The sequence below is a fragment of the Aeromonas bivalvium genome, from assembly GCF_046078285.1.
GTDB lineage: Bacteria > Pseudomonadota > Gammaproteobacteria > Enterobacterales > Aeromonadaceae > Aeromonas > Aeromonas bivalvium.
On record NZ_JBGXBV010000012.1, the window covers coordinates 17,341 to 40,100 of the forward strand.

At 58.0% G+C, this 22,760-nt stretch carries 26 protein-coding genes; 17 read left to right on the top strand and 9 right to left on the bottom strand.

Features of this window, described 5'->3' with window-relative positions; genetic code table 11:
* The first annotated feature begins 11 nt into the window (after positions 1 to 11).
* From panB to ACEUCR_RS18810, 3 genes are all read left to right on the top strand, one after another.
* Positions 12 to 806, top strand: a complete 795-nt coding sequence (panB, locus tag ACEUCR_RS18800) for a 3-methyl-2-oxobutanoate hydroxymethyltransferase (RefSeq protein WP_111873269.1) — start codon at positions 12 to 14, stop codon at positions 804 to 806.
* A 98-nt stretch (positions 807 to 904) separates the two neighbouring features.
* Entirely contained in the window at positions 905 to 1,762 is an 858-nt protein-coding gene (gene panC / locus ACEUCR_RS18805) for a pantoate--beta-alanine ligase (protein ID WP_041994775.1), read from the top strand.
* Positions 1,763 to 1,775: 13 nt separating this feature from the next.
* Positions 1,776 to 2,123, top strand: a complete 348-nt coding sequence (locus ACEUCR_RS18810) for a putative quinol monooxygenase (protein ID WP_408791812.1) — start codon at positions 1,776 to 1,778, stop codon at positions 2,121 to 2,123.
* 58 nt (positions 2,124 to 2,181) lie between these two features.
* Here the strand turns inward: ACEUCR_RS18810 and ACEUCR_RS18815 are convergent, their stop codons facing one another.
* The 3 genes from ACEUCR_RS18815 to hpt form a co-directional block, all read right to left on the bottom strand.
* The gene (locus ACEUCR_RS18815; protein ID WP_041994781.1) at positions 2,182 to 2,955 is read right to left on the bottom strand and encodes an ABC transporter permease; all 774 of its coding nucleotides are present in this window, start codon (positions 2,953 to 2,955) and stop codon (positions 2,182 to 2,184) included.
* A complete protein-coding gene (locus tag ACEUCR_RS18820) occupies positions 2,952 to 3,869 on the bottom strand; it encodes an ABC transporter ATP-binding protein (RefSeq protein WP_041994784.1) in 918 nt (305 codons plus the stop codon). Before ACEUCR_RS18820 ends, ACEUCR_RS18815 begins: the two co-directional genes overlap by 4 nt.
* An 89-nt stretch (positions 3,870 to 3,958) precedes the next feature.
* Positions 3,959 to 4,489 carry a hypoxanthine phosphoribosyltransferase gene (gene hpt, locus ACEUCR_RS18825; RefSeq protein ID WP_041994787.1) on the bottom strand — a complete coding sequence of 177 codons (531 nt, stop codon included), beginning with the start codon at positions 4,487 to 4,489 and terminating at the stop codon, positions 3,959 to 3,961.
* A 199-nt stretch (positions 4,490 to 4,688) separates the two neighbouring features.
* Between hpt and ACEUCR_RS18830 the strand changes: the two genes are divergently transcribed.
* Positions 4,689 to 5,300 carry a TetR/AcrR family transcriptional regulator gene (locus tag ACEUCR_RS18830; RefSeq protein WP_111873266.1) on the top strand — a complete coding sequence of 204 codons (612 nt, stop codon included), beginning with the start codon at positions 4,689 to 4,691 and terminating at the stop codon, positions 5,298 to 5,300.
* Between the two features lie 65 nt (positions 5,301 to 5,365).
* Here ACEUCR_RS18830 and ACEUCR_RS18835 read toward each other — a convergent pair whose 3' ends face one another.
* Both ACEUCR_RS18835 and mpl read right to left on the bottom strand, forming a co-directional pair.
* Positions 5,366 to 5,980: a flavin prenyltransferase UbiX gene (locus ACEUCR_RS18835; RefSeq protein WP_408791814.1), complete on the bottom strand. Its 615-nt coding sequence runs from the start codon at positions 5,978 to 5,980 to the stop codon at positions 5,366 to 5,368.
* The gene (gene mpl / locus ACEUCR_RS18840) at positions 5,977 to 7,356 is read right to left on the bottom strand and encodes a UDP-N-acetylmuramate:L-alanyl-gamma-D-glutamyl-meso-diaminopimelate ligase (protein WP_408791816.1); all 1,380 of its coding nucleotides are present in this window, start codon (positions 7,354 to 7,356) and stop codon (positions 5,977 to 5,979) included. Before mpl ends, ACEUCR_RS18835 begins: the two co-directional genes overlap by 4 nt.
* 243 nt (positions 7,357 to 7,599) lie before the next feature.
* On the opposite strand from mpl, the gene ppa reads away from it, so the two are divergent.
* Positions 7,600 to 8,130, top strand: coding sequence for an inorganic diphosphatase (gene ppa, locus ACEUCR_RS18845; protein ID WP_041992003.1), 531 nt, complete (start codon positions 7,600 to 7,602; stop codon positions 8,128 to 8,130).
* Positions 8,131 to 8,214: 84 nt separating this feature from the next.
* On the opposite strand, the gene ACEUCR_RS18850 is transcribed toward ppa, so the two are convergent.
* Complete coding sequence (locus tag ACEUCR_RS18850; RefSeq protein ID WP_408791818.1) at positions 8,215 to 8,526, bottom strand: hypothetical protein; 312 nt, start codon at positions 8,524 to 8,526, stop codon at positions 8,215 to 8,217.
* Between the two features lie 152 nt (positions 8,527 to 8,678).
* Here ACEUCR_RS18850 and ACEUCR_RS18855 point away from each other — a divergent pair, with 152 nt between their 5' ends.
* The 11 genes from ACEUCR_RS18855 (at position 8,679) to ACEUCR_RS18905 (ending at position 17,262) form a co-directional block, all read left to right on the top strand.
* The gene (locus ACEUCR_RS18855; RefSeq protein WP_041992073.1) at positions 8,679 to 9,557 is read left to right on the top strand and encodes a hypothetical protein; all 879 of its coding nucleotides are present in this window, start codon (positions 8,679 to 8,681) and stop codon (positions 9,555 to 9,557) included.
* Positions 9,558 to 9,738: 181 nt separating this feature from the next.
* The gene (locus ACEUCR_RS18860) at positions 9,739 to 10,281 is read left to right on the top strand and encodes a YtfJ family protein (RefSeq protein ID WP_041992006.1); all 543 of its coding nucleotides are present in this window, start codon (positions 9,739 to 9,741) and stop codon (positions 10,279 to 10,281) included.
* Between the two features lie 37 nt (positions 10,282 to 10,318).
* Positions 10,319 to 10,603 carry a hypothetical protein gene (locus ACEUCR_RS18865; RefSeq protein ID WP_408791820.1) on the top strand — a complete coding sequence of 95 codons (285 nt, stop codon included), beginning with the start codon at positions 10,319 to 10,321 and terminating at the stop codon, positions 10,601 to 10,603.
* A 40-nt stretch (positions 10,604 to 10,643) separates the two neighbouring features.
* Positions 10,644 to 11,228 carry a DUF2796 domain-containing protein gene (locus ACEUCR_RS18870; protein WP_408791895.1) on the top strand — a complete coding sequence of 195 codons (585 nt, stop codon included), beginning with the start codon at positions 10,644 to 10,646 and terminating at the stop codon, positions 11,226 to 11,228.
* 4 nt (positions 11,229 to 11,232) lie between these two features.
* Positions 11,233 to 11,919, top strand: coding sequence for an ABC transporter ATP-binding protein (locus tag ACEUCR_RS18875; protein ID WP_041992014.1), 687 nt, complete (start codon positions 11,233 to 11,235; stop codon positions 11,917 to 11,919).
* 58 nt (positions 11,920 to 11,977) lie between these two features.
* Complete coding sequence (locus ACEUCR_RS18880; protein WP_408791822.1) at positions 11,978 to 13,225, top strand: ABC transporter permease; 1,248 nt, start codon at positions 11,978 to 11,980, stop codon at positions 13,223 to 13,225.
* Between the two features lie 20 nt (positions 13,226 to 13,245).
* On the top strand, positions 13,246 to 13,722 hold the full coding sequence (locus ACEUCR_RS18885; protein WP_041992019.1) for a DUF3299 domain-containing protein: 477 nt from the start codon (positions 13,246 to 13,248) through the stop codon (positions 13,720 to 13,722).
* Positions 13,723 to 13,835: 113 nt separating this feature from the next.
* Entirely contained in the window at positions 13,836 to 14,687 is an 852-nt protein-coding gene (locus ACEUCR_RS18890; RefSeq protein WP_408791824.1) for a TIGR03899 family protein, read from the top strand.
* Positions 14,688 to 15,305: 618 nt separating this feature from the next.
* Positions 15,306 to 15,557 carry a hypothetical protein gene (locus ACEUCR_RS18895; RefSeq protein WP_408791826.1) on the top strand — a complete coding sequence of 84 codons (252 nt, stop codon included), beginning with the start codon at positions 15,306 to 15,308 and terminating at the stop codon, positions 15,555 to 15,557.
* 74 nt (positions 15,558 to 15,631) lie between these two features.
* Complete coding sequence (locus ACEUCR_RS18900) at positions 15,632 to 16,594, top strand: phosphotransferase family protein (protein WP_408791828.1); 963 nt, start codon at positions 15,632 to 15,634, stop codon at positions 16,592 to 16,594.
* A 170-nt stretch (positions 16,595 to 16,764) separates the two neighbouring features.
* Positions 16,765 to 17,262 carry a DUF2867 domain-containing protein gene (locus ACEUCR_RS18905; RefSeq protein WP_408791830.1) on the top strand — a complete coding sequence of 166 codons (498 nt, stop codon included), beginning with the start codon at positions 16,765 to 16,767 and terminating at the stop codon, positions 17,260 to 17,262.
* A gap of 228 nt (positions 17,263 to 17,490) precedes the next feature.
* Here the strand turns inward: ACEUCR_RS18905 and ACEUCR_RS18910 are convergent, their stop codons facing one another.
* On the bottom strand, positions 17,491 to 18,441 hold the full coding sequence (locus tag ACEUCR_RS18910) for a transposase (RefSeq protein ID WP_408791832.1): 951 nt from the start codon (positions 18,439 to 18,441) through the stop codon (positions 17,491 to 17,493).
* 134 nt (positions 18,442 to 18,575) lie between these two features.
* Between ACEUCR_RS18910 and ACEUCR_RS18915 the strand changes: the two genes are divergently transcribed.
* A complete protein-coding gene (locus ACEUCR_RS18915) occupies positions 18,576 to 20,327 on the top strand; it encodes a GmrSD restriction endonuclease domain-containing protein (RefSeq protein ID WP_408791834.1) in 1,752 nt (583 codons plus the stop codon).
* A gap of 76 nt (positions 20,328 to 20,403) precedes the next feature.
* Here the strand turns inward: ACEUCR_RS18915 and cysC are convergent, their stop codons facing one another.
* Both cysC and ACEUCR_RS18925 read right to left on the bottom strand, forming a co-directional pair.
* Positions 20,404 to 20,994 (bottom strand): adenylyl-sulfate kinase, encoded by a 591-nt coding sequence (gene cysC / locus ACEUCR_RS18920; RefSeq protein WP_408791836.1) that lies wholly within the window; start codon positions 20,992 to 20,994, stop codon positions 20,404 to 20,406.
* A 41-nt stretch (positions 20,995 to 21,035) separates the two neighbouring features.
* Complete coding sequence (locus tag ACEUCR_RS18925) at positions 21,036 to 22,760, bottom strand: SLC13 family permease (protein WP_392443840.1); 1,725 nt, start codon at positions 22,758 to 22,760, stop codon at positions 21,036 to 21,038.

Here is a 22,760-nt window from a genome sequence, read left to right on the forward strand (position 1 = left end):
GAGCCATTCAAGTGAGCAAGATCACCACCGCCAGCCTGCTGAAGATGAAGCAGGACGGTCATAAAATCACCGCCATCACCGCCTACGATGCCACCTTCGCCAAGCTGTTCGACGACGAGGGGGCCCAGGTGCTGCTCATCGGCGACTCCCTCGGCATGGTATTGCAGGGGGGCAGCGACACCCTGGGCGTCACCATGGATGACATGGTCTACCACACCCGCTGCGTGGCCCGCGGCGCCGACAAGGCGCTGGTGGTGGCCGATCTGCCCTTCATGAGTTACGCCACGGCGGAGCAGACCTATGGCAATGCCGCCCGCCTGATGGCCGCCGGCGCCCGCATGGTGAAGATGGAAGGGGGCGACTGGCTGTGCGAGAGCATCCGCCACCTGACCCGCAACGGCGTGCCTGTCTGTGGCCACCTGGGGCTGACCCCGCAATCCGTCCACGTGTTTGGCGGTTTCAAGGTGCAGGGCCGTGACGAGTTCCACGCCCAGGAGATCTACCGTCAGGCCCTCTGCCTGCAAGAAGCGGGCATCCAGCTGCTGGTGCTCGAGTGCGTACCGGTCGCCCTGGCCGAGCGCATCACCAAGGCGCTGCGCATTCCGGTGATCGGTATAGGCGCAGGCCCGGCCACCGACGGCCAGATCCTGGTGATGCACGATGCCTTCGGCATCACCTCCGGCTATGTGCCCAAGTTCACCAAGAACTTCCTGGCCGAGACCGGTGACATGCACGCCGCCGTACGGCTCTACATCCAGCAGGTGAGCGAGGGTACCTTCCCGGGCCCCGAACACTGCTTCAACTGAGCCTGACCGTGTCGAGACGGGGCCGGCGCCCCGTCTCCCATCGTCCGTCAGACCGATTTACCCCTCTCTTGTTTGACTCCTCTGAAGGTGAACCGCCGATGTTGGTCGTGAACAACCCCCTCCCCTTGCGTGAACAGATCGGCCAGTGGCGCCGCGAAGGGCGCGCCATCGCATTCGTCCCCACCATGGGCAACCTGCATCAGGGCCATCTGACCCTGGTCGATGAGGCCCGCCGCCACGGTGAGAAAGTGGTGGTCAGCATCTTCGTCAACCCCATGCAGTTCGACAAGGCCGAAGATCTCGCCAACTATCCGCGCACCCTGGAGCAGGACTGCGCCGCCCTCGAGGCCGCCGGTGTCGACCTGGTCTTTACCCCGACCCCGGAGATCATGTATCCGGAGGGGCTCGCCAGCCAGACCTTCGTCGAGGTACCCGGCATCTCTTCCCTGCTGGAAGGGGCGCTGCGCCCGGGTCACTTTCGCGGGGTCAGTACCGTCGTCACCAAGCTGTTCAACCTGGTGCAACCGGATGTGGCCTGCTTCGGCCAGAAGGACTACCAGCAGCTGGCCCTCATTCGCAAGATGGTGGCCGACATGGCCATGCCCATCGCGATCGTCGGGGTGCCGACGGTGCGGGCCGAGGACGGGCTGGCCCTCTCTTCGCGCAACGGCTATCTGACCGCCGAGGAGCGGGCCATCGCCCCCGAACTGGCGCGCACCATGCACTGGATAGCCGGGCAGATCGCCGGGGGCAACCGGGATCTGGCCGCCCTGGTCGCCACCGCCAGCGCCCGTCTCGACGGAGCCGGGTTCAGGACGGACGCCATCGACATCGTCGATGCCGACACCCTCGAAGCGGCCAGCGCCGCCAGCCAGCGCCTGGTGATCCTGATGGCGGCCTTCCTCGGCAAGGCCCGCCTCATCGACAACTGCGTCGCTCCCCTCACTCACCCCTGATCAGGAGAATACCGTGTCCAAGAAGGTCTATTGCATCGCCCAGTTCCTGCCCAAGCCCGGCCAGGAACAGGCCCTGTTCGCCGTGCTCCAGGGGCTGGAACCCAACACCTTGCGCGAAGATGGCTGCCTGCAATACAGAGTCACCCGCCATATCCAGAGCCCCTTTGCCGAGGGGGAGAGCTTCCCCATCGTCTTCAACGAGATCTGGCAGAACATGGCCTGTTTCGAGGCCCACTGCCAGCGCGCCGAGATCAAGGCCTTCTTCGAGCGATATTGCCTGGCCGAGGACGGCCTGGCGGCCAAGTGGAACGTCTGCGTCTACAGTGACGAACCGGCGGACTATGACGCCCCTGCCCTTTGAGGCTCTGCACCAGACAAAGAAAAAGGCGCCCGAAGGCGCCTTTTTCATTGGTTGTCACTCAGTGGCGCAGCCCGGTGCCGCGGGAGATCAGCCACCAGGCCAGACCGTAGAGGGCGACAATGAAGCCGATGATGATGAGGTAGGCGGTGCCGAGCGGCACGTCGGAGATGCCGAGGAAACCGTAGCGGAACGCGTTCACCATGTAGATGATGGGGTTCACCTGGGAGACGGCCTGCCAGAACGGCGGCAGCAGGGTGATGGAGTAGAAGACCCCACCCAGGTAGGTGAGCGGCGTCAGGATGAAGGTCGGTATGATGCTGATGTCATCGAACGACTTCGCGAACACGGCGTTGATCAGCCCCCCCAGGGAGAACAGGATGGAGGTGAGCAGCACCGTCAGGCAGACGCTGAACAGGTGATGCACCTGGAGCGGCACGAAGAAGAGCGACACCAGGGTGACGATGAGGCCGACACACAGACCCCGGGCTACCCCGCCGCCCACGTAGCCGGCGATGATGATGTAGTTGGGCACGGGGGCCACCAGCAGCTCCTCCACGTTGCGCTGGAACTTGGCACTGTAGAAGGAGGAGGCGACGTTGGAGTAGGAGTTGGTGATGACCGACATCATGATGAGGCCGGGCACGATGAACTCCATGTAGCTGAAGCCCCCCATCTCGCCGATGCGCGAGCCGATGAGGTTGCCGAAGATGACGAAATAGAGGCTCATGGTGATGGCCGGCGGCACCAGGGTCTGGATCCAGATCCGGGTGAAGCGGCTCACTTCCTTGGCCAGGATACTCTTGAAGGCGATGTAATAGGTCATGGGATTCATGCTTTGCGTCCCTCCTCTACCAGGTTGACGAACAGCTCTTCCAGCCGGTTTGCCTTGTTGCGCATGCTCAGCACCTTCACCCCCTGGGTGGAGAGCTGCTCGAACAGGCTGTTGAGGGACTGGCTCTTCTCCAGCTCCACCTCCAGGGTGTGCTCATCCAGCATGCGGCCGTTGAACTCGGGCAGGCTCGGCACCTGACTGCCGGGCACCAGATCCAGCAGGAAGGTCTCGCGCCCCAGCTTGCCCAGCAGGTTCTTCATGCTGGTGTGTTCGATGAGGCGCCCCTTGTCGATGATGCCGATGTTGCGACACAGCATCTCCGCCTCTTCCAGGTAATGGGTGGTGAGAATGATGGTGACCCCCTGCTCGTTGAGATCCTTGAGGAAGCTCCACATGGAGCGGCGGATCTCGATGTCCACCCCGGCGGTCGGTTCGTCCAGGATCAGCAGCTTGGGTTCGTGCATCAGGGCGCGGGCTATCATCAGACGGCGCTTCATGCCGCCGGAGAGGGTACGGGCCGCCATGTCGCGCTTGTCCCACAGGTCGAGCTGGCGCAGGTACTTCTCGGCGCGCACCTTGGCCTCGGCCCTCGGCACCCCGTAAAAACCCGCCTGGTGAGTGACTATCTGGCTCACCTTCTCGAACTGGCTGAAGTTGAACTCCTGGGGCACCAGGCCGAGCTGGGCCTTGGCCAGCTCCAGGTCGGTGTCGATGTCGTGGCCAAACACCTTGACCTTGCCGGCGCTCTTGTTGACCAGGGAGCTGATCACGCCGATGGTGGTGGACTTGCCCGCCCCGTTCGGGCCGAGCAGGGCGAAGAAGTCCCCCTGCTTGACGGTGAGATCTATGCCTTTAAGGGCTTCGACGCCCCCCTGATAGGTCTTTCTCAGTCCGCTGATTTCCAGTGCGTTCATGACATCCCCTGATGGCGAAGTGCCATCTCGAATCTATGAGACAGAAAAGGCGGCCTAGGCCGCCTGCAGGCATGAGCAATGTAGCGACATTACTCCTGCGGTACCACCTTGCCGATGAAGGGCAGGTTTCGATACTTCTGGGCGTAATCGATGCCGCAGCCTACCACGAATTCGTCGGGAATGGAGAAGCCGATCCAGTCCACCGGCACGTGTACCTCGCGGCGGGACGGTTTGTCCAGCAGGGTGCAGATGGCCAGGGATTTGGGTTCGCGCAGGGAGAGGATCTCGCGCACCTTGTTGAGGGTATAACCGGTGTCGATGATGTCCTCGACGATCACCACATCCTTGCCCTTGATGTCGTCATCCAGGTCTTTGAGGATGCGCACGTCACGGGTGCTGTGCATGCCGGATCCGTAACTGGATGCGGTCATGAAGTCCAGGGTGATGGGCAGCTGGCACTGGCGGCAGAGATCCGCCAGGAAGACACAGGAGCCGCGCAAGAGGCCAATCATCACCACCTCATCCGAGCCCTGATAACGGGCGGTGATCTCTTCACCCAGCTTGGCAATCCGGGCGGCCACCTCGGCCTCGGAAATCATCACCTCGACGTTGTGTTTCATCACATACTCCATTGGGGTCAGCAGAGGCCGCCCCTTCATTGATATCAAAACCGTTGATTCTACCACCCTAGCCAGGGGTCGTCAGGCATACGTGATGCTTTTATCGGCTTATTTAAATTGTTAGAGTTAGCACGCCCCCGGGCATTATCGGTGACCATACTATAAACACCATAATCAATAACTATTAGATGAAAAAATCATGGAACCACGCGCAGAAATAAGACGGAGAACCCGGCTTTCACCGGAGGCCCGTCGCACTCAACTCATGGAATGTGCCATCGAGGTATTCTCTCGTCGCGGCATCGGCCGGGCAGGCCATGCCGAGATAGCAGAACAAGCCAAGGTGTCAGTTGCAACCGTTTTCAACTACTTCAACACCCGTGAAGAACTCGTGGATGAGGTGCTCACCGAGATAGAGCAGTTCGTGCACCAGATGCTGGAACAGGCTTATGCGGGCAACCGCCCGGTCCGGGAACGCATTCACAGCCATGTTCAGCTGTTCGTCGATGCGGCCTATGACAAGCCGGATCACGCCAACATCTGGCTGGAGTGGAGCTCCTCGGTACGGGAAGAGGTGTGGCCCCGCTATGCCATGCTGCTGGACAAGGCGCTGGAGCGCATCACTCCGGCGCTGCAGTCCGCCATGGACCAGGGTGAAATCCAGAGCGTGCTGAGCGCCCAGGATCTGGCCCGCTCCCTGACCGGTTTTGGCTACGTCATGATGCAGATGATCAACTCCCCCCAGCGCCCGGCGCGCGACGAGGTGACCGAGTTTCTGTTCAAGTACGTGACGGCCCCCATCCAGGCCTGACCCCCCTCACTACGACAAACGGCGCCCTGGGCGCCGTTTTTGTTCGCACTCTCCTTCACCCGCCCTCAGGCTTGCGGGCCCGCATACCCCCAGCGGGCGGTGAGTCCATGATCGACCCCCAGATGATCCAGAATGCGGGCCACCATGAAGTCCACCAGATCCTCGATACTCTTCGGCTCATGATAAAAACCCGGTGCGGCAGGCATGATGGTCACCCCGAGACGGGCCAGGCTCAGCATGTTCTCCAGATGGATCGCCGAGAAGGGGGTCTCGCGAGGCACCAGGATCAACTGGCCCCGCTCCTTGATCACCACGTCCGCCGCCCGCTCCAGCAGGCTGTCGGAGGCGCCATGGGCGATGGCGGAGACGGTCCCCATGGAGCAGGGGCAGACCACCATCTGCTTCGGGGCCGCCGAGCCGGAGGCCACGGGGGAGAACCACTCCTCCTTGCCGCAGGCGACGATCTGCCCCTCTTTGGCGCCAAACTCGCGGCAGAGCTGCTCGGAGAGCGCCTTGGGGGAGACGGGCCAGTCGATGCCCTGCTCCGTCTTGAGCACCACCCGGGCCGCCGACGAGGCCAGCACGAACACCTGATAGTCCGCCTGCACCAGGCACTGGAGCAGTCGCAGCGCATAGGGAGCCCCGGAGGCGCCGGTCAGGGCGAGCGTGATGCGCTTCATGCCGGTTGCCGCTGCTGCAGACGCGCCAGCAGCTTGTCGTGAATGCCGCCAAACCCGCCGTTGCTCATGATGAGGATATGATCGCCGTCGCGGCTCTCGGCCACCAGCTCACCGATCAGGGTCTCCAGATCGACAAACACCTTGGCCGGGCGGCTCATGTGGGCGGTCACTTCGCCAAGATCCCAGTCGATGTTGCTCGGCTGGAACAGGAACACCTGGTCAGCCTCGTCGAAGCAGGCGGCCAGCTCCTCCTTGTGCACCCCCAGCTTCATGGTGTTGGAGCGGGGCTCCAGCACCGCCAGGATGCGGGCCTGGCCGCCTGCGGCATCAACCCTGGCGCGCAGACCGCCGAGGGTGGTCTCGATGGCGGTGGGGTGGTGGGCGAAGTCGTCATAGACGCGGATCCCGGCCACCTCTCCCTTGAGCTCCATCCGTCGCTTGGGAGAGTGGAAGGCGCACAGGGCGGCCATGCCATGCTCCACTGTCACGCCGGCATGACGGGCGGCGGCAATGGCCATCAGACCGTTGCTGACATTGTGTTCGCCGATGCACTCCCAGTGCACCTCGCCCTGCTTCTCGCCATCGAGCCACACCTCGAAGGCGGAGCCATCATCAGCCAGCTTGACCGCCTTCCACCTGGCGTCGTCCTGACCCACCAGCTCCACCTCGCTCCAGCAACCCATCTTGCGCACGGCAGTGAGGTTGTCGTCGGCCTGGGGGAAGAGCACCCGGCCATTGCTCGGCACAGTGCGCATCAGATGATGGAACTGCCGCTGGATGGCGGCAAGATCGGGGAAAATGTCCGCGTGATCGAACTCCAGATTGTTCATGATCAGGGTGCGCGGCCGATAGTGGACAAACTTGGACCGTTTGTCGAAGAAGGCGCTGTCGTACTCGTCGGCCTCGATGACAAAGAAGGGGGCCGAGCCCAGGCGAGCCGAGACCGGGAAGTTGCCGGGCACGCCGCCGATGAGGAAACCGGGCTCCAGCCTGGCGTATTCGAGCACCCAGGCCAGCATGCTGGCGGTGGTGGTCTTGCCGTGGGTGCCGGCTACCGCCAATACCCAGCGATCCTGCAACACATGTTCCAGCAGCCACTGGGGACCCGAGATGTAAGGAAGATTGCGATTGAGCACATACTCCACGCAGGGATTGCCCCGGCTCATGGCGTTGCCGATCACTACCAGATCAGGCGCAGGATCGAGCTGGGACGGGTCATAACCCTCGGTCAGTTCTATGCCCTGCTGTTCGAGCTGGGTACTCATGGGGGGATAGACGTTGGCATCCGAGCCGGTCACCCGATAACCCAGCTGCTTGGCCAACACCGCCACCCCCCCCATGAAGGTGCCACAGATCCCGAGGATGTGAATATGCATACCGCTTGCCCTTGCTGTAGAGAGAGCAGGCATTCTAGCAAGATGGCGGCAATTTAGCAGAGGCTGGCGCAGATCCTGCGACAGTAGCCTGCCGCCATGGGATCAGGGCAGGCCCCCTTGCCCGCAAAATCCGGGCCTGTCACGGCAAACCGAGCGCCATGGCGCGCATATATGGTCATTTGACGGGACATCGCTATAATATCGGCCTGCAAACTCGACTCGACTCTCATTGAAGGAATCCCCATGAGCCTGAACCTGGTACCGGCCGGCAAGAGCCTGCCCGAAGATATCTATGTTGTTATCGAGATCCCGCAAAACGCCGATCCGATCAAATACGAAGTCGACAAGGACAGCGGTGCCATCTTCGTTGACCGCTTCATGTCCACCCCCATGTTCTATCCGTGCAACTACGGCTACGTGAACGCGACCCTGTCCCTGGACGGGGATCCGGTCGACGTGCTGGTGCCGACCCCCTACCCGCTGCTGGCTGGCTCCGTCATCCGCTGCCGCCCGGTCGGCGTGCTGAAGATGACCGACGAATCTGGCGAAGATGCCAAGATCGTGGCCGTGCCGCACTCCAAGCTGACCAAGCAGTACGACCACATCCAGGATGTGAACGACCTGCCCGAGCTGCTGAAAGCCCAGATCCAGCACTTCTTCGAGCGCTACAAGGAGCTGGAAGCGGGCAAGTGGGTCAAGGTGGAAGGTTGGGGCGACAAGGCTGCCGCCGAAGCCGAAATCCTGAGCTCTGCCGAGCGTTACGCCGCCAAATAAGCCGCGTCTCCCTCGACAAGTCCATAAAAGGCGCCCATCGGGCGCCTTTTATGTTTCACCGGAGCACATCCCCTCTCTGCCTGCTCAGGGGCTCTCGCCCCTGCCCGGATCCCCCTTGATATAGATGTCGCGTCCCCCTTGCCGGTAGGGACGATAATAGTCATCCCCACAACGATAACCGCCACCGCGCTGGCGATTGAGCTCGCAGTTGACCGGCAGTGCCTCCAGCCAGGTCAGGGCCTCCTGGCGGCGCAACCACTCCTGCCACTCATGCTCCCTGGCCAGTTCATCGCGCAGGGCGAAGGCATCTATCTTCTCATCGCTCTTGGTGATGATGATCTGCCCGGCCCAGAGCGGCAGGCTGCACAGCCACAACAATCCCCATAATCGGCCCATGACGGTTTCCTCTGTTACTTATTTCCGGCATTAAATTTAAATGCCAATCAATCTGTTAGTGGATTTTTACCCGAAAAAAGTTCGGAACATGCGTCAAAAACGTATCAAGTCACCTAGTTGTTAATCAGGACACACTGGCGAGGCGCACCATGATGAGATCCATACCCAGGCTGGTGCTCGGCATGATGCTGGCGGAGTCAGTGTACGCCGCCGAGGTCAGGCTCGACTGGCAGTGGCAATCCGCCGATGGCCAAGCCCGCCACTTCCAGCTGCAGACAGATGACAGCACCCTGGCCCGGCAGCGGCACGAGATGGGACTGCTCGATCTCTCCCTCCAGCATCCCATCGAGACGCTCTACGCCTATATCAGCCCGCGGCTCTACAACAGCCTCAGCCAGATTAACCAGAACAGCCCCAGCACGGCCACCAAGTTCCTCAGCCTGGAGCAGGCCTTCACCACCCGGGACAACAGCCCGGAGTCCAGGGAATTCTGGCAAGCCTACGAGCAATACCAGGAAGATGCCTTCACCCAGATGATGGTGGTGCCCTGCGTTCATCCCGCCAACATCAAGCTGCCTTGCGTGCGTCCCAATTACTCCCAGCTCTTCTACCACTTCAAGGGGGCACTCAAGCCCCTGGCCAGCCAGTTCACCGCGCCGGACCTTGCCGCCTCGGTGCGCTTGATCAAGGAGTGGCTGGACGTCATCCCCAGTCCGTCCGAGCAGCTGGACAGCTTCCACCCCCCGCTGCAGGCCCTCAAGGATAATCAGGCCGACAGCGACGAGAAGGCACTCCTGATGGCCAGCCTGCTCACCGAGCTCGCCCCCCAGTTCATGCTCAGCATCATCTACCCCGATACCAGCATCGGCAGCGTCTCTCCCGCCTGGCTTGCCATCACCGCAGACAGCGGCCTGCCCGGCGATGTGGTCGTGATCAACAACCAGAAGCATGTGCTGCTCACCGGCTCCCCCCTGATGGTGCAGCAGATGACCATGGCCCGCATTCCCCTCATCAGCGAACCCCTCTACTGAAGGGATAGTGCCAGCCACCCTGGGTCGAGCCCGGTGCTATCATGGCCTTGAGTGCGGCACGCCTTCGCCAACCCATCTGTTATTTAACACTTTTTAAACAGATCCGATCAGTTTAGGATGGAGAGCGCCCCATTTCCTTGGCCATGAAATCGTTATAACATAACAAAGGAGTGTCATCCGGATGAAACATCTCGTGCTTACTCTGGCGCTGCTGCCGACCCTGGTACTGGCTCACAACATCAAGCCATCGGCCCAGGTGCCTCTGGTGCAGATCGCCGAAGAAGGTGAACTGATGGTCAACGGCCAGACGATCGGCTACCGTCCCTGGCAAAGCAAACAACTGCTCGGCAAGGTATTCCTGATCCAGCACATCGCAGGTCGCTCCAGTGCCAAGGCGCTGAACGCCCCCATGATAGAGGCAATCAAGGCCGCCAAGCTGCCCCATGACGGTTACCAGACGGTCACCATCATCAATAGCAACGATGCCATCTGGGGCACATCGGGTTTCGTCAAGAGCAGCGCCGAGGAGAGCAAGAAAGAGTTCCCCTGGTCCGCCATCGTGCTCGATGCCAAGGGCATGGCGCGCAACGCCTGGGGCCTGACCCCGGAAAGCTCCGCCATCGTGCTGCTGGATAAAGAGGGCAAGGTGCTGTTTGCCAAAGATGGCCAGCTCACTGCCAATGAGATCACCGAAGTGATGGGGCTCATCAAGTCCCATCTCTGAATCAGACGGGGGCCCAGGGCCCCCTCATCAAGGGATCATGGGTCGCGTCAACACAAGAGTCTGGATATTGCTGCTTGGCTGGTTGTGGTTGCAACCCGCCCTGGCCCAGCACCCACTCGAAGCCGAACTCGCCAGCCACAACCACCACTGCCTCGTCTGCGCCCTCCATCTGGACGGCAAGCTGGCCATTCCGCCGACCCCATTCCTCCTCGCCGCCCCCGGGATCCACGCCGAGGCCATCCCCTCTTGCCGTGAAAGTGCCGCCCTGGCGGCGACACTGACCCAGCCGATCCGCGCCCCTCCTTCATCCTTGCTCCCTTAAACCACACGACTCTTACTTTATTGTTTCAAAAGGATGAATGATGAAAGCTGTTACCCTGTTGCTGGCTGCGGCCACCTTTGCCGTCCACGCCCATCACGACGAACACGAAAGCCACGGCCACGGCGCCCATGAGCATGGCCATGGTCACCTCAATTTCGTCGTCGATGGCGACCAGCTGATGATAGAACTGCAGGCCCCTGCCGCCGATCTGGTGGGCTTCGAGCACGCCGCCAGGAGCGATGAAGAGAAGGCGCAATACGCCAAGGCGGTCGCCCGCCTCCAGCAACCTGACGCCCTGTTCCGCCTGGACCCGGCCGCCGGCTGCAAGCTGACCCATCAGGAGCTGCAAGCCGCCAAAGAGGATCACGACCATGAGCATGATCACGACCATGACCATGACAAGGCTGGCGCAGATCACGATGAACACCAGCATGACGAATCGGGTCACGCCGATTTCGGAGCCATGTATACCTACACCTGCGCCACGCCGGCCAAGCTCACCGGTCTGGAGGCCAGTCTGTTCTCCGTCTACCCCAGCCTGGAGAAGCTGAGCGTGCAGGGGATACTGCCCGCCGGTCAGACTGCCGCCGAGCTGACCCCTTCCGCCAACAAGCTGAGCTGGTAACGCCATGACAACTGCCGTGGTTGAGATCCGGGACCTCGCCTTCGCCTGGCCGGGTCAGGATGCCGTACTCGATCTCCCCTCCCTGCGCATCGACCGGGGGGAGCGCGTCTTCATCAAGGGGCCCTCAGGCTCGGGCAAATCGACCCTGCTCGGCCTGCTGGCGGGGATCCAGACAGCCAACCAGGGCACCCTGGAGGTGCTGGGCCAGCCATTGGCCCGGCTCTCCGGTCGGGCGCGGGATCGCTTCCGCGCCGACCATCTGGGCTATATCTTCCAGCAGTTCAACCTGCTGCCCTTTTTGAGCGTGCGGGACAATGTCACCGCCGCCCTCACCTTCTCCCCCGAGAAACGGGCCCGCCTGCAAGGGAGCCCGGAACAGGAGGCCCGCCGCCTGCTGGCCGAGCTGCAACTGCCGGAGGAGGCCCTGACCCGGCCGGTTCATGCCCTGAGCATCGGCCAGCAACAGCGGGTCGCCGCCGCCCGGGCGCTGATCGGTTCGCCCCAGCTGGTGATCGCCGACGAGCCCACCTCGGCGCTGGATACCGACAACAGAGCCGCCTTCATCAAGCTGCTGTTCGAAGAGTGCGACAAGCAGGGCTCGACCCTCGTCTTCGTCAGCCACGACCCCTATCTGGAGCCCCTCTTCCCTCGGGTGGAAAACCTGCAACAGCTCAACCGGAGGGCCGCATGACGACACGCCATCATCCCGCAGCCCGTCCGGCCTTCTCCCCTTCACTGCGGAGGTTTTCATGCTGAAACTTGCGCTGCAAAGTCTCTGGGCCCGCCGCCTCACCGCCGGGCTCACCCTGCTGGCGGTGGCCATCAGCGTCACCCTGCTGCTCGGGGTGGAGCGGGTGCGCATGCAGGCCCGCGAGAGTTTTGCCAACACAGTCTCCGGCACGGATCTCATCGTCGGCGCCCGCTCCGGCCAGGTAAACCTGCTGCTCTATTCGGTGTTTCGCATCGGCAACCCCACCAACAACGTGGGCTGGGATGCCTATCAGGCCATCAAGGAGCGGCCCGGCATCGCCTGGACCATCCCGCTTTCCCTTGGCGACTCCCACAAGGGATTTCGGGTCCTTGGCACCAATGGCGACTACTTCAAGTACCTCAAGTACGGGCGCCAGCAAGCCCTGGTGATGGCCCAGGGACGCCCGTTCCAGACGCCGTTCGAGGCCGTGCTCGGCGCCCAGGTGGCACAGAAGCTGGGCTACCGGCTCGATCAGTCCATCATCATCGCCCACGGCGCCGGCAACACCTCCTTCAGCCAGCATGACAACCTGCCCTTCAAGGTGGTGGGGATACTGGCGCCGACCGGCACCCCCATCGATCGCACCGTCCATGTGCCGCTGGCGGGCATAGAGGCGATACACCTGGGCTGGGACACAGGCCGTCACAGCAAGAACGTGACCGCCGAGCAGGCGCTGGCCCAGGATCTCACCCCCAAGACCATCACCGCCTTCATGGTGGGCCTGAGCAACCGCATCCTGGCGTTCCAGTTGCAGCGCGCCATCAACACCTATCCCAGGGAACCGCTGATGGCGATCCTGCCCGGCGCCGCCCTGCAGGAGCTGTGGGCCATGATGAGCGTGGCGGAGACCGCCCTCGGCGTCATCGCCGCCTTCGTGGTGGTGGCGGGTCTCATCGGCATGCTGACCACCCTGCTGGCGGGGCTCAACGAGCGGCGCCGAGAGCTGGCCATCCTGCGATCCCTGGGGGCAGGCCCGGGCCATCTGTTCGCCCTGCTGACCATGGAGGCCATGGCCCTCACCAGCTTAGGCATAGCGCTGGGGGTCGCCGTGCTCTACCTGGGACAGGGGCTTGCCTCCCCCTGGCTGCTCAGCCACTATGGCCTGCAACTGAGGCTGGCGCTGCCAAGCGGCTATGAGTGGCAGCTGCTGGGGCTGGTCTGGCTGGCAGGCGTGCTGATGGGGCTACTGCCGGCGGCCCGTGCCTACCGCTACAGCCTGAGCGACGGCATGAGCATTCGCGTGTGATAAACCGAAAAGGACGAGAGATGATATTGAGAGTGATGGCGCTGCTGACCTGCCTGCTGGCGCTGCCCAGCCAGGGCGCCGAGTCCTACAAGACCCTGGACTGGGACGCCTTGCTGCCCCCGGGCCAGAGCGTGCTGCCGCCCCCTCCCGTGCCCCACGATGGGGACATGAGCTCGGTGCCGCAGCCCATCGGCGAGGTCAACCAGGCCCTGGATGGCCAAGAGATCCGTCTGCCCGGCTTCGTCGTGCCCCTGGAGGGGGATGCCAAAAAAATCACCGCCTTCCTGCTGGTGCCCTACTTCGGCGCCTGCATCCATGTGCCGCCCCCGCCCACCAACCAGGTGGTCTATGTCAGCTTTCCCAAGGGAGCGCCGGTGGATGATCTCTGGGATGCCATCTGGGTCAAGGGCAAGATCAGGACGGTGAGCACCAGCCAGGAGATGGCCAACACGGGTTACAGCATGGAGGCCGTCGAGGTCACCGTCTACGAGGAGTGAGGGCCAGCCCCCTTCCCAGGCAAAAACGGCCCCCGGCGCCCCCAGCCAGGGGATTACCCCGAGGAGCAACTAGCGTAACATCTGGCCCCAGTATCCCAGCCAATGGAGCCGTCATGGCCGACTTGCCCACCCCCAAGAAAGAGAGTGCCATTCTGAGCAGCCAGGAGCAGACCCTGCGCCTGGCCCGCAGCCGCGGCATCGACGGCATGCTGACCCGCAACAGCGACAGCACCTTCGAACAGAGGGCCAGCTTTCGCCTGCTGGCGGATCAGGCGGCGCGCCAGCGCAACCTGGAGGCCATCATGGTGATGGCGTCGCGCCACTGCGAGGAGACGGCCGCCGGCGGCGAGATGGACAGCGACTGGCTGACCCGCTTCCTGCAACTGGCCGAAGACATCAGCATGGTGCCCATGCAGCAGCTGTGGGGGCGCATCTTCGCCATCGAGGTCGCCACCCCGGGCCGGTTTTCCATCCGCTCCCTGGCCACCCTCAAGGAGATGACCCAGCGCGAGGCCCAGCTGTTCCAGCGCCTGTGCGCCCTCTCCTGCCACTACGCAGGCAGCGACGAGCTGCGCCTGCTGCTGGGGCTGCACAAGGGCGCAAGCCTGCTGACCCGCGCCAGGGTGACCCGGCTCGCCCTCGGCAAATACCGCCTGCCCTACAACGCCTTGCTGCAACTGTTCGAGCTCGGCCTGCTGCACCGTGGCGAGCTCGAATCCGGCCCCCTGCCTGCGGACGGGGTGGAACTGGCGTTCGGCAACCAGCAGTGGCGCCTGCACCGCAAGCAGAACAATGTCACCCTGCTCTACTACCGCCTCACCCCGGTGGGCAACGAACTGGCCCAGTTGCTGACGGAGGCGCCGCTGGAAGAGTACCTGCAGGACTTGAAGACCCTGATCTCCGCCCACCTGCAGATAGAGACCCAGGTGACGGCCCCCGCCAGCGAACCGGACCTCCCCGCCTGACGACGGCGGGGCCCGCGCCTTGCCAGGTCACAGGACAACGGTCCCCATCCCTTTGCCCCCCTGCCTGACATACGATCCCGCTCGTGCTGGCGCGTCAGGCACTCGAGCCACTGACAGACCAGCCGCGCGACAGCGCCGTGCCTGGCACTCTCACCCAGTGGCAGCATCGACAACTTGGCCGTTCCGAGTTAGCCCCCCATGGTCACTCAATTTATTGATCTTGACCGAGAAACCACCAATTCACTCTTCCCTAGCTGGCTCCGTTCGGTAACATAGCCATCAGGATCACCTCTCGTCGGAGTCAGCCATGATCCAGACCGGAGCCATATCGCAGGTAAAAAGCAGCAAACTGGAGGCTGTAATTCAGGGGCGGTAGCCATGCTGGCGATCGCCATGGTCAATACTTTCGCTGTCTTTCTAAATAGTGGTAATGGTTGCGTAAAAAGAGGACGTCAAGCGAACGCGTTCAGCTTCAGAGGTAGATATATAAGCTATTGATTTAAAATATCATTTCTTATGCCCTGTATCAGGGTGGAGCGGAGTTAGATGGAAGGCGGTATGAACGTGTTAGTACCGCCTTCCATCTAATCACTGTTATGTGCTTTGGTGGAAATGAATATGAAAATTACAATTAGGCGTACAGAAACAGAAAGCATTGAGGATAAAGGTATATTCGAGACTTTGTTCAGAGAGTACCTATTTGGATTCTCGGTTGAACTAGATCCCCCTGTTATTGCTCAACTGTTTTCGCTGCCTTATTTCCACGGATTTATCAGTTTTGTCAACAACAAGCCTGACGGTTTTGCGGTTTGTTTTGAATCGTTCTCAACTTATCGTGCGCAAAGAGTGGTGACTTTAAACGCTCAATAGAAAATTTGGACATAATGCACCATACCATTGGAATAGCGCATATTGACAAGCGCATCGTTAAAGGCAAACTTTGAATGAGTACTCAACCGTGTTCTAAACACCTTTCTGATTGGAAACTTGATGCAAAATACTGGATCGAGAATACACTTAAACAACTAAATTACAAGAGAGTTGATGAATTAATCATTGTCGAAGATTGGTTTTTAGGTGATGTGTGGCGCATTCCAACAGAAAAAGGAAATGTATATTTTAAAGCAACAGCATCATTGCCACTGTTCTCTAATGAAGCGGGTGTCTGTAACCTTCTCGCTCATATTTTCAAGGATAAAGTGCCGGATGTTTTAGCTATTGATAAAGATCGACGTTGGCAACTAACTAGTGATTTTGGGGAACCGCTGGATGAAGATGTAGATTTGACAGTGTGGAATGATGCATACCAGATATGGGGGGAGGCACAGAGTTTATCTGTTGAGCACGTTAATAAGTTACGACAATCAGGGTGCCAATCACGAAGTATCGAAAATTTATCAACACAACTCATTTGGCATTTTAACCAACCCAAGATTGCAGCGATTTTAAACGATAAAAATATTGTTTTTGATAACCTTTTGTCGAAGTTAGAAATAGCAGTTCACAAGCTTAAAGAATATTCTTTGCCAGATTGCCTTGTTCATGGCGATTTACATGAAGGTAACATGGCAAGAACTGCCGAATCTTATTTGTTTTTTGATTGGAGTGATGCTTGCATTACTCATCCATTTATGGACGGTAATTTCATTTATCAGTTTTCAGAAACGAGTTTGAAGCGGAGGTTAATCAAGAATTATTTGTCAAATTGGCGCCATTATTTACCTGAATCAGAATTGCAAAGAGCTTGGGAAACTGCAGAACCAGTTTGCTATGCACATCATACTTTAAGTTATGCATCTATTGTTCTGAATGCTACAGACGGTAATGAAGATGACGTAGATGATTTTACAGAATCATTTACAAGATATTTGTCATGTTTAACCAATTCAATTCGACACAAGAAATAGAACTTAATTATTCACAAAAACTATAAAGTGCACATAACAAACGCTTTAAGACGGATTCGCAACGCGTGGCATTTTTGCTATGCGTTGGTTTTAGTGATTACGGTAGTGTGCGAAAACACCGCATTACGTTGCTCACCACTTAAGCGGGCGTTATGCCTTTGGAGAAGAACATGGCAGTTCCCAAACATTCTAAGTTGTTTGATTATGCTAACGGAGCCTATTTCGCTGATAGCTTTTCACGTGAAATCCCCAACAATAATCAGACTGCACTTGATGTCTACCTTGAAATTTCGAAACAAACACCGGCGTGGGTTTCATTTTTGATGGCGACAAGAAATCGCGTTGTATCATTGCTTGGTTTAAAGGACTTAGGGCGGCTTCAGGATACGGTAGCCAATGAAAGTGCAACCAATGTTAGCGTTGGTGGGCGAATAGGAATTTTTACGTTAATCAGTAACAGTGACAGGGAAATAGTCTTGGAGGATAGTGACAAGCATCTTGATGTTAGAGTGTCGTTTCTGTTGGATGTTGTGGGCGATCAAATCACCGTCCATGCAACTACAGTCGTACATGTTCATAACTGGTTTGGCAAAGTGTACATGTTTTTTGTCGCTCCAGTTCACAAGCTTATTGTTCCTGGTTCTTTGAAAACGTTGGCACAGGCATAACAATGCGTTAAAGAGGGACTTGGCACGCGTGGTAACATTATTGGGACACCCACCATTTTGAGCAGACCTTGGCGTGACTGGCTGTGGTTGCCGTGATGGCGCCATGATTGAGGGCTTTGGGCCAGGAAGGAGAAAAGCTCGAGATTTTGGCTTAAAAAGCGGCTTTTCAGCCAGCGCCAGCCATGACATCAAAGGCGATGCAGGGGAGTCAAAGTGGTGTACCGCAGCTCAGAATGCAGGTTGGTGACATCGTCGCTGGCCACAATGTTCTGCGTAACGCAGGCAGCGCGCCTTGTCACCCACCACCCTGATACCCCGCCGCCGAAACAGTGTCACTTGTCTTAACCACTGATCCTTATCAAGGCCCAGCCGTTGAAGAATGGGAACTAGCGCTTCCGGAATATGGCCCCGTTTATCCGTCCTGATAGCCCGACCGGTCCAATCCACCAACATCAGATAGTCAGTGAAGGTAAACGGCAACCCCTCGGGCTGATCTGGGCTGGAAAACGGCAACAGCAGCGGAGGCAATGAGACTTCAGACGTCTCATCATCAAGACGCTGCTTGATGCTGGTGTACTCACTTTGCTCCGGCCTGTCGACCAGATCAGCCCGGATCGGGTTCAAATCAACGTAGGCCATGCAGGCCAGTAGAGCCGGCTCCGTCAGCAAGGCCTGACTTTTGAAACGTCCTTCCCAAAAGTGACCCTTGCAGCCATCTTCCTGATTGGCCTGTCGCGCCATGCTCTCGTTGAGCAGTCGCACAAACCAGCTGATGGAGTGCAGCCGCTGACGCCACTCAGCGATAAGCCCCCGGACCACTTCAAGCTCGGGCGCAATCAGGGATTCATGCTGATACCAACGCCGCACCAACGGCGGCCATTGAAACAGCGCAGCCCAACGTTCGGCTACTTCTCGCTCGCTCCACCTGGCGGCGGTTTCAAACTCGACTTTGAGTACCAGATGATAGTGGTTGCTCATCACCGCATAGGCGCACACCCCGATGGCAAACTGACGTGACAGTTGGCCAAGCCTGTCAATCACCCACTGGCGTCGGTGCTCATAGCTATGCCCAGAATGCGCATCTTGCCCACACAAGAAGGCCCGCCGCACACAGCGACTGACCACATGGTAGTAGGGGGTATCTTGCAGGCTGATCTGGCGTGAACGCGAGATGGTCATGGCACACTCCTCTACGGGCTACCCATCAAGCGAAGCTGCATGCTACGCTGCTGTCAAATTGATGGGTGTCCCAGATTTCGGTGCTTGCTGCCGATAATATTGAATCGTCATAACAATAAGGCGGAGAAATTTGAATGGCATTTGTAGAACCGATAACGATAAAAGAGGCGATTGACAGTGTACATAAGAAAGTTTATCTACTTCCGGCCATTCAGCGTGAATTTGTTTGGGGGACGGATCAGATAGAACGGCTTTTTGATTCATTGATGAGGGATTACCCCATAAGTTCATTTTTATTTTGGGAGGTTGAGAAGGAGAATATCAAGAATTTTCAGTTCTATGAGTTTGTTCGTGAATACCACGAGCGAGACAACACACATAATCCAAAAGCAGATATAAGTGGCGAGAGTGGAATAACCGCTATATTAGATGGTCAACAGCGCCTTACATCTTTATATATAGGACTAAAAGGAACTTATTCCTATAAACTCCCTCGAAAGAGATGGGATAATGATACTGCATTCCCGAAAAGAAAACTTTGCCTTAATCTACTCTCACGGTCAGAGGATGCTGACTTTGTATATGATTTTAAATTTTTAACAAAAAATGAACGTCAGCAATCCGATGATGATCATTTTTGGTTTATTGTGGGTGATATTCTTGACCTCGAAAAACCTGCTGACATAAATAAATATCTAATCAAAAATGGTTTGCTCAAGGTCGAAGAAGATAAAGCTGAATTTGCAAACGAAGTTTTATATAAATTATGGGAAGTTGTCCATAAAAATAAATCTATAAATTTCTTTTTGGAAAAAGATGGGAGTTTAGATAAGGTTTTAAATATTTTCATTCGCGTTAATAGCGGAGGAACACAATTAAGTTACTCTGATCTCTTACTCTCTATAGCGACCGCACAATGGAAGGAAAAAGATGCCAGAGAGGAAATTACAGCATTTGTAGATGAAATAAACTCAATAGGCGATGGCTTCAATATTAACAAAGATTTTGTATTGAAAAGTTGTCTCGTTATATCTGGTTTTAGGGATATAGCATTTAAAGTAGATAACTTCAACCAGGACAATATGCTTTCCATTGAGAAACAATGGGACGACATAACTAAAGCTATCAGATCTGCTATTGTATTGATTTCAAGCTTTGGTTATCACAGAGAGACACTAACCTCAAATAATGCATTGATACCTATAGCAGGATATCTATATAAAATAGGCAGTCCAGAGAATTTTTCTGCGTCAGCAAAATATCAACATGAACGGCAAAAGATCTTTAATTGGCTTGTGATGGTACTTTTGAAAAGAACATTTAGCGGGCAACCCGATAATGTCCTTAGGCCTATTCGTGAGGCTATCAACGCCTCTGAAGATGGGTTTCCACTTATTGATATAATCAATAAACTGAAGGGTGGGGCTAAAGCAATATCATTTGATGATGATGAAATAGACAATCTATTGTATTATCAATATGCACAAGCATATACTTATTCTGTGCTTGCATATATCTATCCATCACTTGACTTTAGAAACAAATTCCACCAAGACCACATATTCCCCAAAAAATTATTTACTCGAAAGCGGCTTGAGAAACGAGGGATAAAGCCAGGTGACATCGAATTCTATCTCGACAACTATAATTACCTAGCTAATTTACAGCTACTTGAGGGCATTCCTAACCAAGAAAAATCTGGGAAGGAATTTGATGCTTGGATAAAAGAAAAATTTCCTAATGAAAAGGATCGAAAGGCATATATGGAAAAACACTATATCCCAGATGTTGACCTTACATTAGACAACTTCAGACAATTTATAGAAGAAAGAGAAAAAATGCTCGTAATGGAGTTTAAGAAGTTACTAAAGCGCGTTATAGCATAACGCATAAGTTGAAAAAACAATAAACAAGGGGGCAAGCGCCCCCTTGTTTATCAATATTCGGTTTGTACAATCAACCTCAGTCACCCTCCCGCTGCCGCAGGGCAGTCAATAACTCATCCACCAGCACTTCCACCGACTTGCCGGCATTCAGCAGGTGGATTTCCGGCTGCTCGGGGGCCTCGTAGGCGGAGTCGATACCGGTGAAATTCGTGATCTCCCCGGCTCGCGCCTTCTTGTAGAGCCCCTTGGGGTCACGCTCTTCACAGACGGCGAGCGGCGCATCGACAAACACCTCGACAAACTCGTCAGGCCCCAAGAGATTGCGCACCAGATCCCGCTCGGCACGGAACGGCGAGATAAAGGCGGTGAGCACGATGAGGCCCGCATCCACCATGAGTTTTGCCACTTCGCCGACCCGGCGGATATTCTCCTGGCGGGCGGCATCGTCGAAGCCCAGATCGCCGCACAGGCCATGACGCACATTATCCCCATCCAGCAGATAGGTGTGCTTGCCTTGCGCCGCCAACGCCTGTTCCAGCGCCCCCGCCAGGGTGGACTTGCCCGCCCCGGAGAGCCCAGTGAACCAGATCACCAGGGGCTTCTGTCCCTTCTGTTCAGAGCGGCTACGTTTGTCGACGACATGCTGGTGCCACACGATATTGCTCATCTAAAACTCCTTGTTCGGTGCTCACGCATCCAGATAACGCCTTAAAACGGAAACAGCAGGGGCACCATGATCAAGACTCCGATGCTGTATGCGATGGAGACGGGCAGGGCCAGCTTGAGGTAGTCCGGCATCCTGTAGTTGCCCGCCGCATAGACCATGAGGTTGGTCTGGTAGCCATAGGGCAGTAGAAAGCTGGAACTCGCCCCGAACAGCACCGCCAGAATGAACGGCATGGTGGAGACATCCATGCTGAGCGCCAGCTGATAACCCATGGGGAAGGCCAGGGCCGCAGCGGCGTTGTTGCTCATCAGCTCGGTCAGCACCAGGGTGAAGAAGTAGATGCCGATGAAGGCCACCAGGGGACTGGCACCGTTGAACTCCCCCATCAGGAAGTCGGCGATGACCCGGGCCAGGCCGGTGCGTTCGAGCTGGTCGGCGATGGCGAGCGCCCCCCCCACCACCAGCCAGATCTCCAGCGGGAAGCGGCGACGGATCTCGTCCAGGGTCAGCACCCGGGTCAACAGCAGGGCCACCAGCATGATGAGCAGCCCCTTGAACAACGGCACCAGATCGAACACCGACAGTGCCAGCACCCCGAGAAAGCCCACCACCACGGCGGCGCTGCGCTTGCCATCGAGCCGGGTGGAGGCCTCCAGCCCGCTCACCACCACAAACTCCCGGGATAGAGACTTGTTGCCCGCAAACTTGGGGCCAGGGGCCAGCAGCAATGTATCCCCCGCGTGCAGTTCAATCTGGCCCAGGCCGCCGGTGAGCTGGGTCTCGCCCCGGCGCACCGCCAGCACCACCGCATCGAAGTGGGTGCGAAACTCCGCATCCTTGATGGTCTGACCCACCAGCCGCGAGCTGTGGCTGACGATCACCTCCACCAGATGCTGGCCGTTGAGCCTGTGCTGGCCGTAGAGATCCAGCCCCTTCATCTCCTGCAATACGCCCACGCTCTCCACGTCGCCGCAAAACAGCAACATGTCCCCCTCGTGCAGCTCGTGCTCGGGCTGCACCGGGCAGATCACCTGATCGCCCCGGATGATCTCGGCAAGATAGAGGCTTTTCAGGCTGCGCAGGCCGTTCTCTTTCACGCTGCGCCCGGCCATGAGGGAGCCCTCGCTCACCTTGGCCTCAAGGAAGTAGCCGGAGGAGCGGTCTATCTCGGTATCCTGCTCCGGCAGGCGGCGGGCAAACAGCAGCACGGCGACCAGGCCGGTCACCAGGGTCCCCGCCCCCACCATGAAGAAGTCGAACATGCCAAGGGGCTCGGCCCCCATCTTCTCCAGGAAGCTGTTGACGATGAGGTTGGTGGAGGTGCCGATCAGGGTCAGTACACCGCCAAAGGTGGCCGCGAAGCACATGGGCAGCAGCAGCCGGGACGGCGCATGATTGGGATTGCGCTTGACCGCCCCCAGCATGGAGGCCACCACGGCGGTGTTGTTGACCAGGGCCGACAGGAAGGCGGTGGAGAACCACACCTTCACCAGCACCTTGTTGAAGGAGCCGGTGCCCACCTGATTGGCGAACCAGCTCATGATGCGGGTCTTCTCCACCGCCAAGGATACCAGCAGCAGCAGCACCAGGGTCAGCAGCGAGCTGTTGGTATAGCCGCCGACCACGGCGTTGATGTCCGCCAGGCCGCTCAGATAGGTGACGAGCACGGCGCCCGAGAAGAGCAGCGCCGGCCTGAGTTTGCCCTGGATCAGCAGGACGATGAGGGTAGCCAGCAGACCCAGCACCAGGGATTGTTGCCAGGTCAT

Bases quoted from the DNA above. Each gene is read 5' to 3' on its own strand.
- panC (WP_041994775.1), top strand. From the start codon at position 905: ATGTTGGTCGTGAACAACCCCCTCCCCTTGCGTGAACAGATCGGCCAG.
- ACEUCR_RS18815 (WP_041994781.1), bottom strand. From the start codon at position 2,955: ATGAATCCCATGACCTATTACATCGCCTTCAAGAGTATCCTGGCCAAG.
- ACEUCR_RS18820 (WP_041994784.1), bottom strand. From the start codon at position 3,869: ATGAACGCACTGGAAATCAGCGGACTGAGAAAGACCTATCAGGGGGGC.
- hpt (WP_041994787.1), bottom strand. From the start codon at position 4,489: ATGAAACACAACGTCGAGGTGATGATTTCCGAGGCCGAGGTGGCCGCC.
- ACEUCR_RS18830 (WP_111873266.1), top strand. From the start codon at position 4,689: ATGGAACCACGCGCAGAAATAAGACGGAGAACCCGGCTTTCACCGGAG.
- ACEUCR_RS18835 (WP_408791814.1), bottom strand. From the start codon at position 5,980: ATGAAGCGCATCACGCTCGCCCTGACCGGCGCCTCCGGGGCTCCCTAT.
- mpl (WP_408791816.1), bottom strand. From the start codon at position 7,356: ATGCATATTCACATCCTCGGGATCTGTGGCACCTTCATGGGGGGGGTG.
- ppa (WP_041992003.1), top strand. From the start codon at position 7,600: ATGAGCCTGAACCTGGTACCGGCCGGCAAGAGCCTGCCCGAAGATATC.
- ACEUCR_RS18850 (WP_408791818.1), bottom strand. From the start codon at position 8,526: ATGGGCCGATTATGGGGATTGTTGTGGCTGTGCAGCCTGCCGCTCTGG.
- ACEUCR_RS18855 (WP_041992073.1), top strand. From the start codon at position 8,679: ATGAGATCCATACCCAGGCTGGTGCTCGGCATGATGCTGGCGGAGTCA.
- ACEUCR_RS18860 (WP_041992006.1), top strand. From the start codon at position 9,739: ATGAAACATCTCGTGCTTACTCTGGCGCTGCTGCCGACCCTGGTACTG.
- ACEUCR_RS18865 (WP_408791820.1), top strand. From the start codon at position 10,319: ATGGGTCGCGTCAACACAAGAGTCTGGATATTGCTGCTTGGCTGGTTG.
- ACEUCR_RS18870 (WP_408791895.1), top strand. From the start codon at position 10,644: ATGAAAGCTGTTACCCTGTTGCTGGCTGCGGCCACCTTTGCCGTCCAC.
- ACEUCR_RS18875 (WP_041992014.1), top strand. From the start codon at position 11,233: ATGACAACTGCCGTGGTTGAGATCCGGGACCTCGCCTTCGCCTGGCCG.
- ACEUCR_RS18880 (WP_408791822.1), top strand. From the start codon at position 11,978: ATGCTGAAACTTGCGCTGCAAAGTCTCTGGGCCCGCCGCCTCACCGCC.
- ACEUCR_RS18885 (WP_041992019.1), top strand. From the start codon at position 13,246: ATGATATTGAGAGTGATGGCGCTGCTGACCTGCCTGCTGGCGCTGCCC.
- ACEUCR_RS18890 (WP_408791824.1), top strand. From the start codon at position 13,836: ATGGCCGACTTGCCCACCCCCAAGAAAGAGAGTGCCATTCTGAGCAGC.
- ACEUCR_RS18895 (WP_408791826.1), top strand. From the start codon at position 15,306: ATGAAAATTACAATTAGGCGTACAGAAACAGAAAGCATTGAGGATAAA.
- ACEUCR_RS18900 (WP_408791828.1), top strand. From the start codon at position 15,632: ATGAGTACTCAACCGTGTTCTAAACACCTTTCTGATTGGAAACTTGAT.
- ACEUCR_RS18905 (WP_408791830.1), top strand. From the start codon at position 16,765: ATGGCAGTTCCCAAACATTCTAAGTTGTTTGATTATGCTAACGGAGCC.
- ACEUCR_RS18910 (WP_408791832.1), bottom strand. From the start codon at position 18,441: ATGACCATCTCGCGTTCACGCCAGATCAGCCTGCAAGATACCCCCTAC.
- ACEUCR_RS18915 (WP_408791834.1), top strand. From the start codon at position 18,576: ATGGCATTTGTAGAACCGATAACGATAAAAGAGGCGATTGACAGTGTA.
- cysC (WP_408791836.1), bottom strand. From the start codon at position 20,994: ATGAGCAATATCGTGTGGCACCAGCATGTCGTCGACAAACGTAGCCGC.
- ACEUCR_RS18925 (WP_392443840.1), bottom strand. From the start codon at position 22,760: ATGACCTGGCAACAATCCCTGGTGCTGGGTCTGCTGGCTACCCTCATC.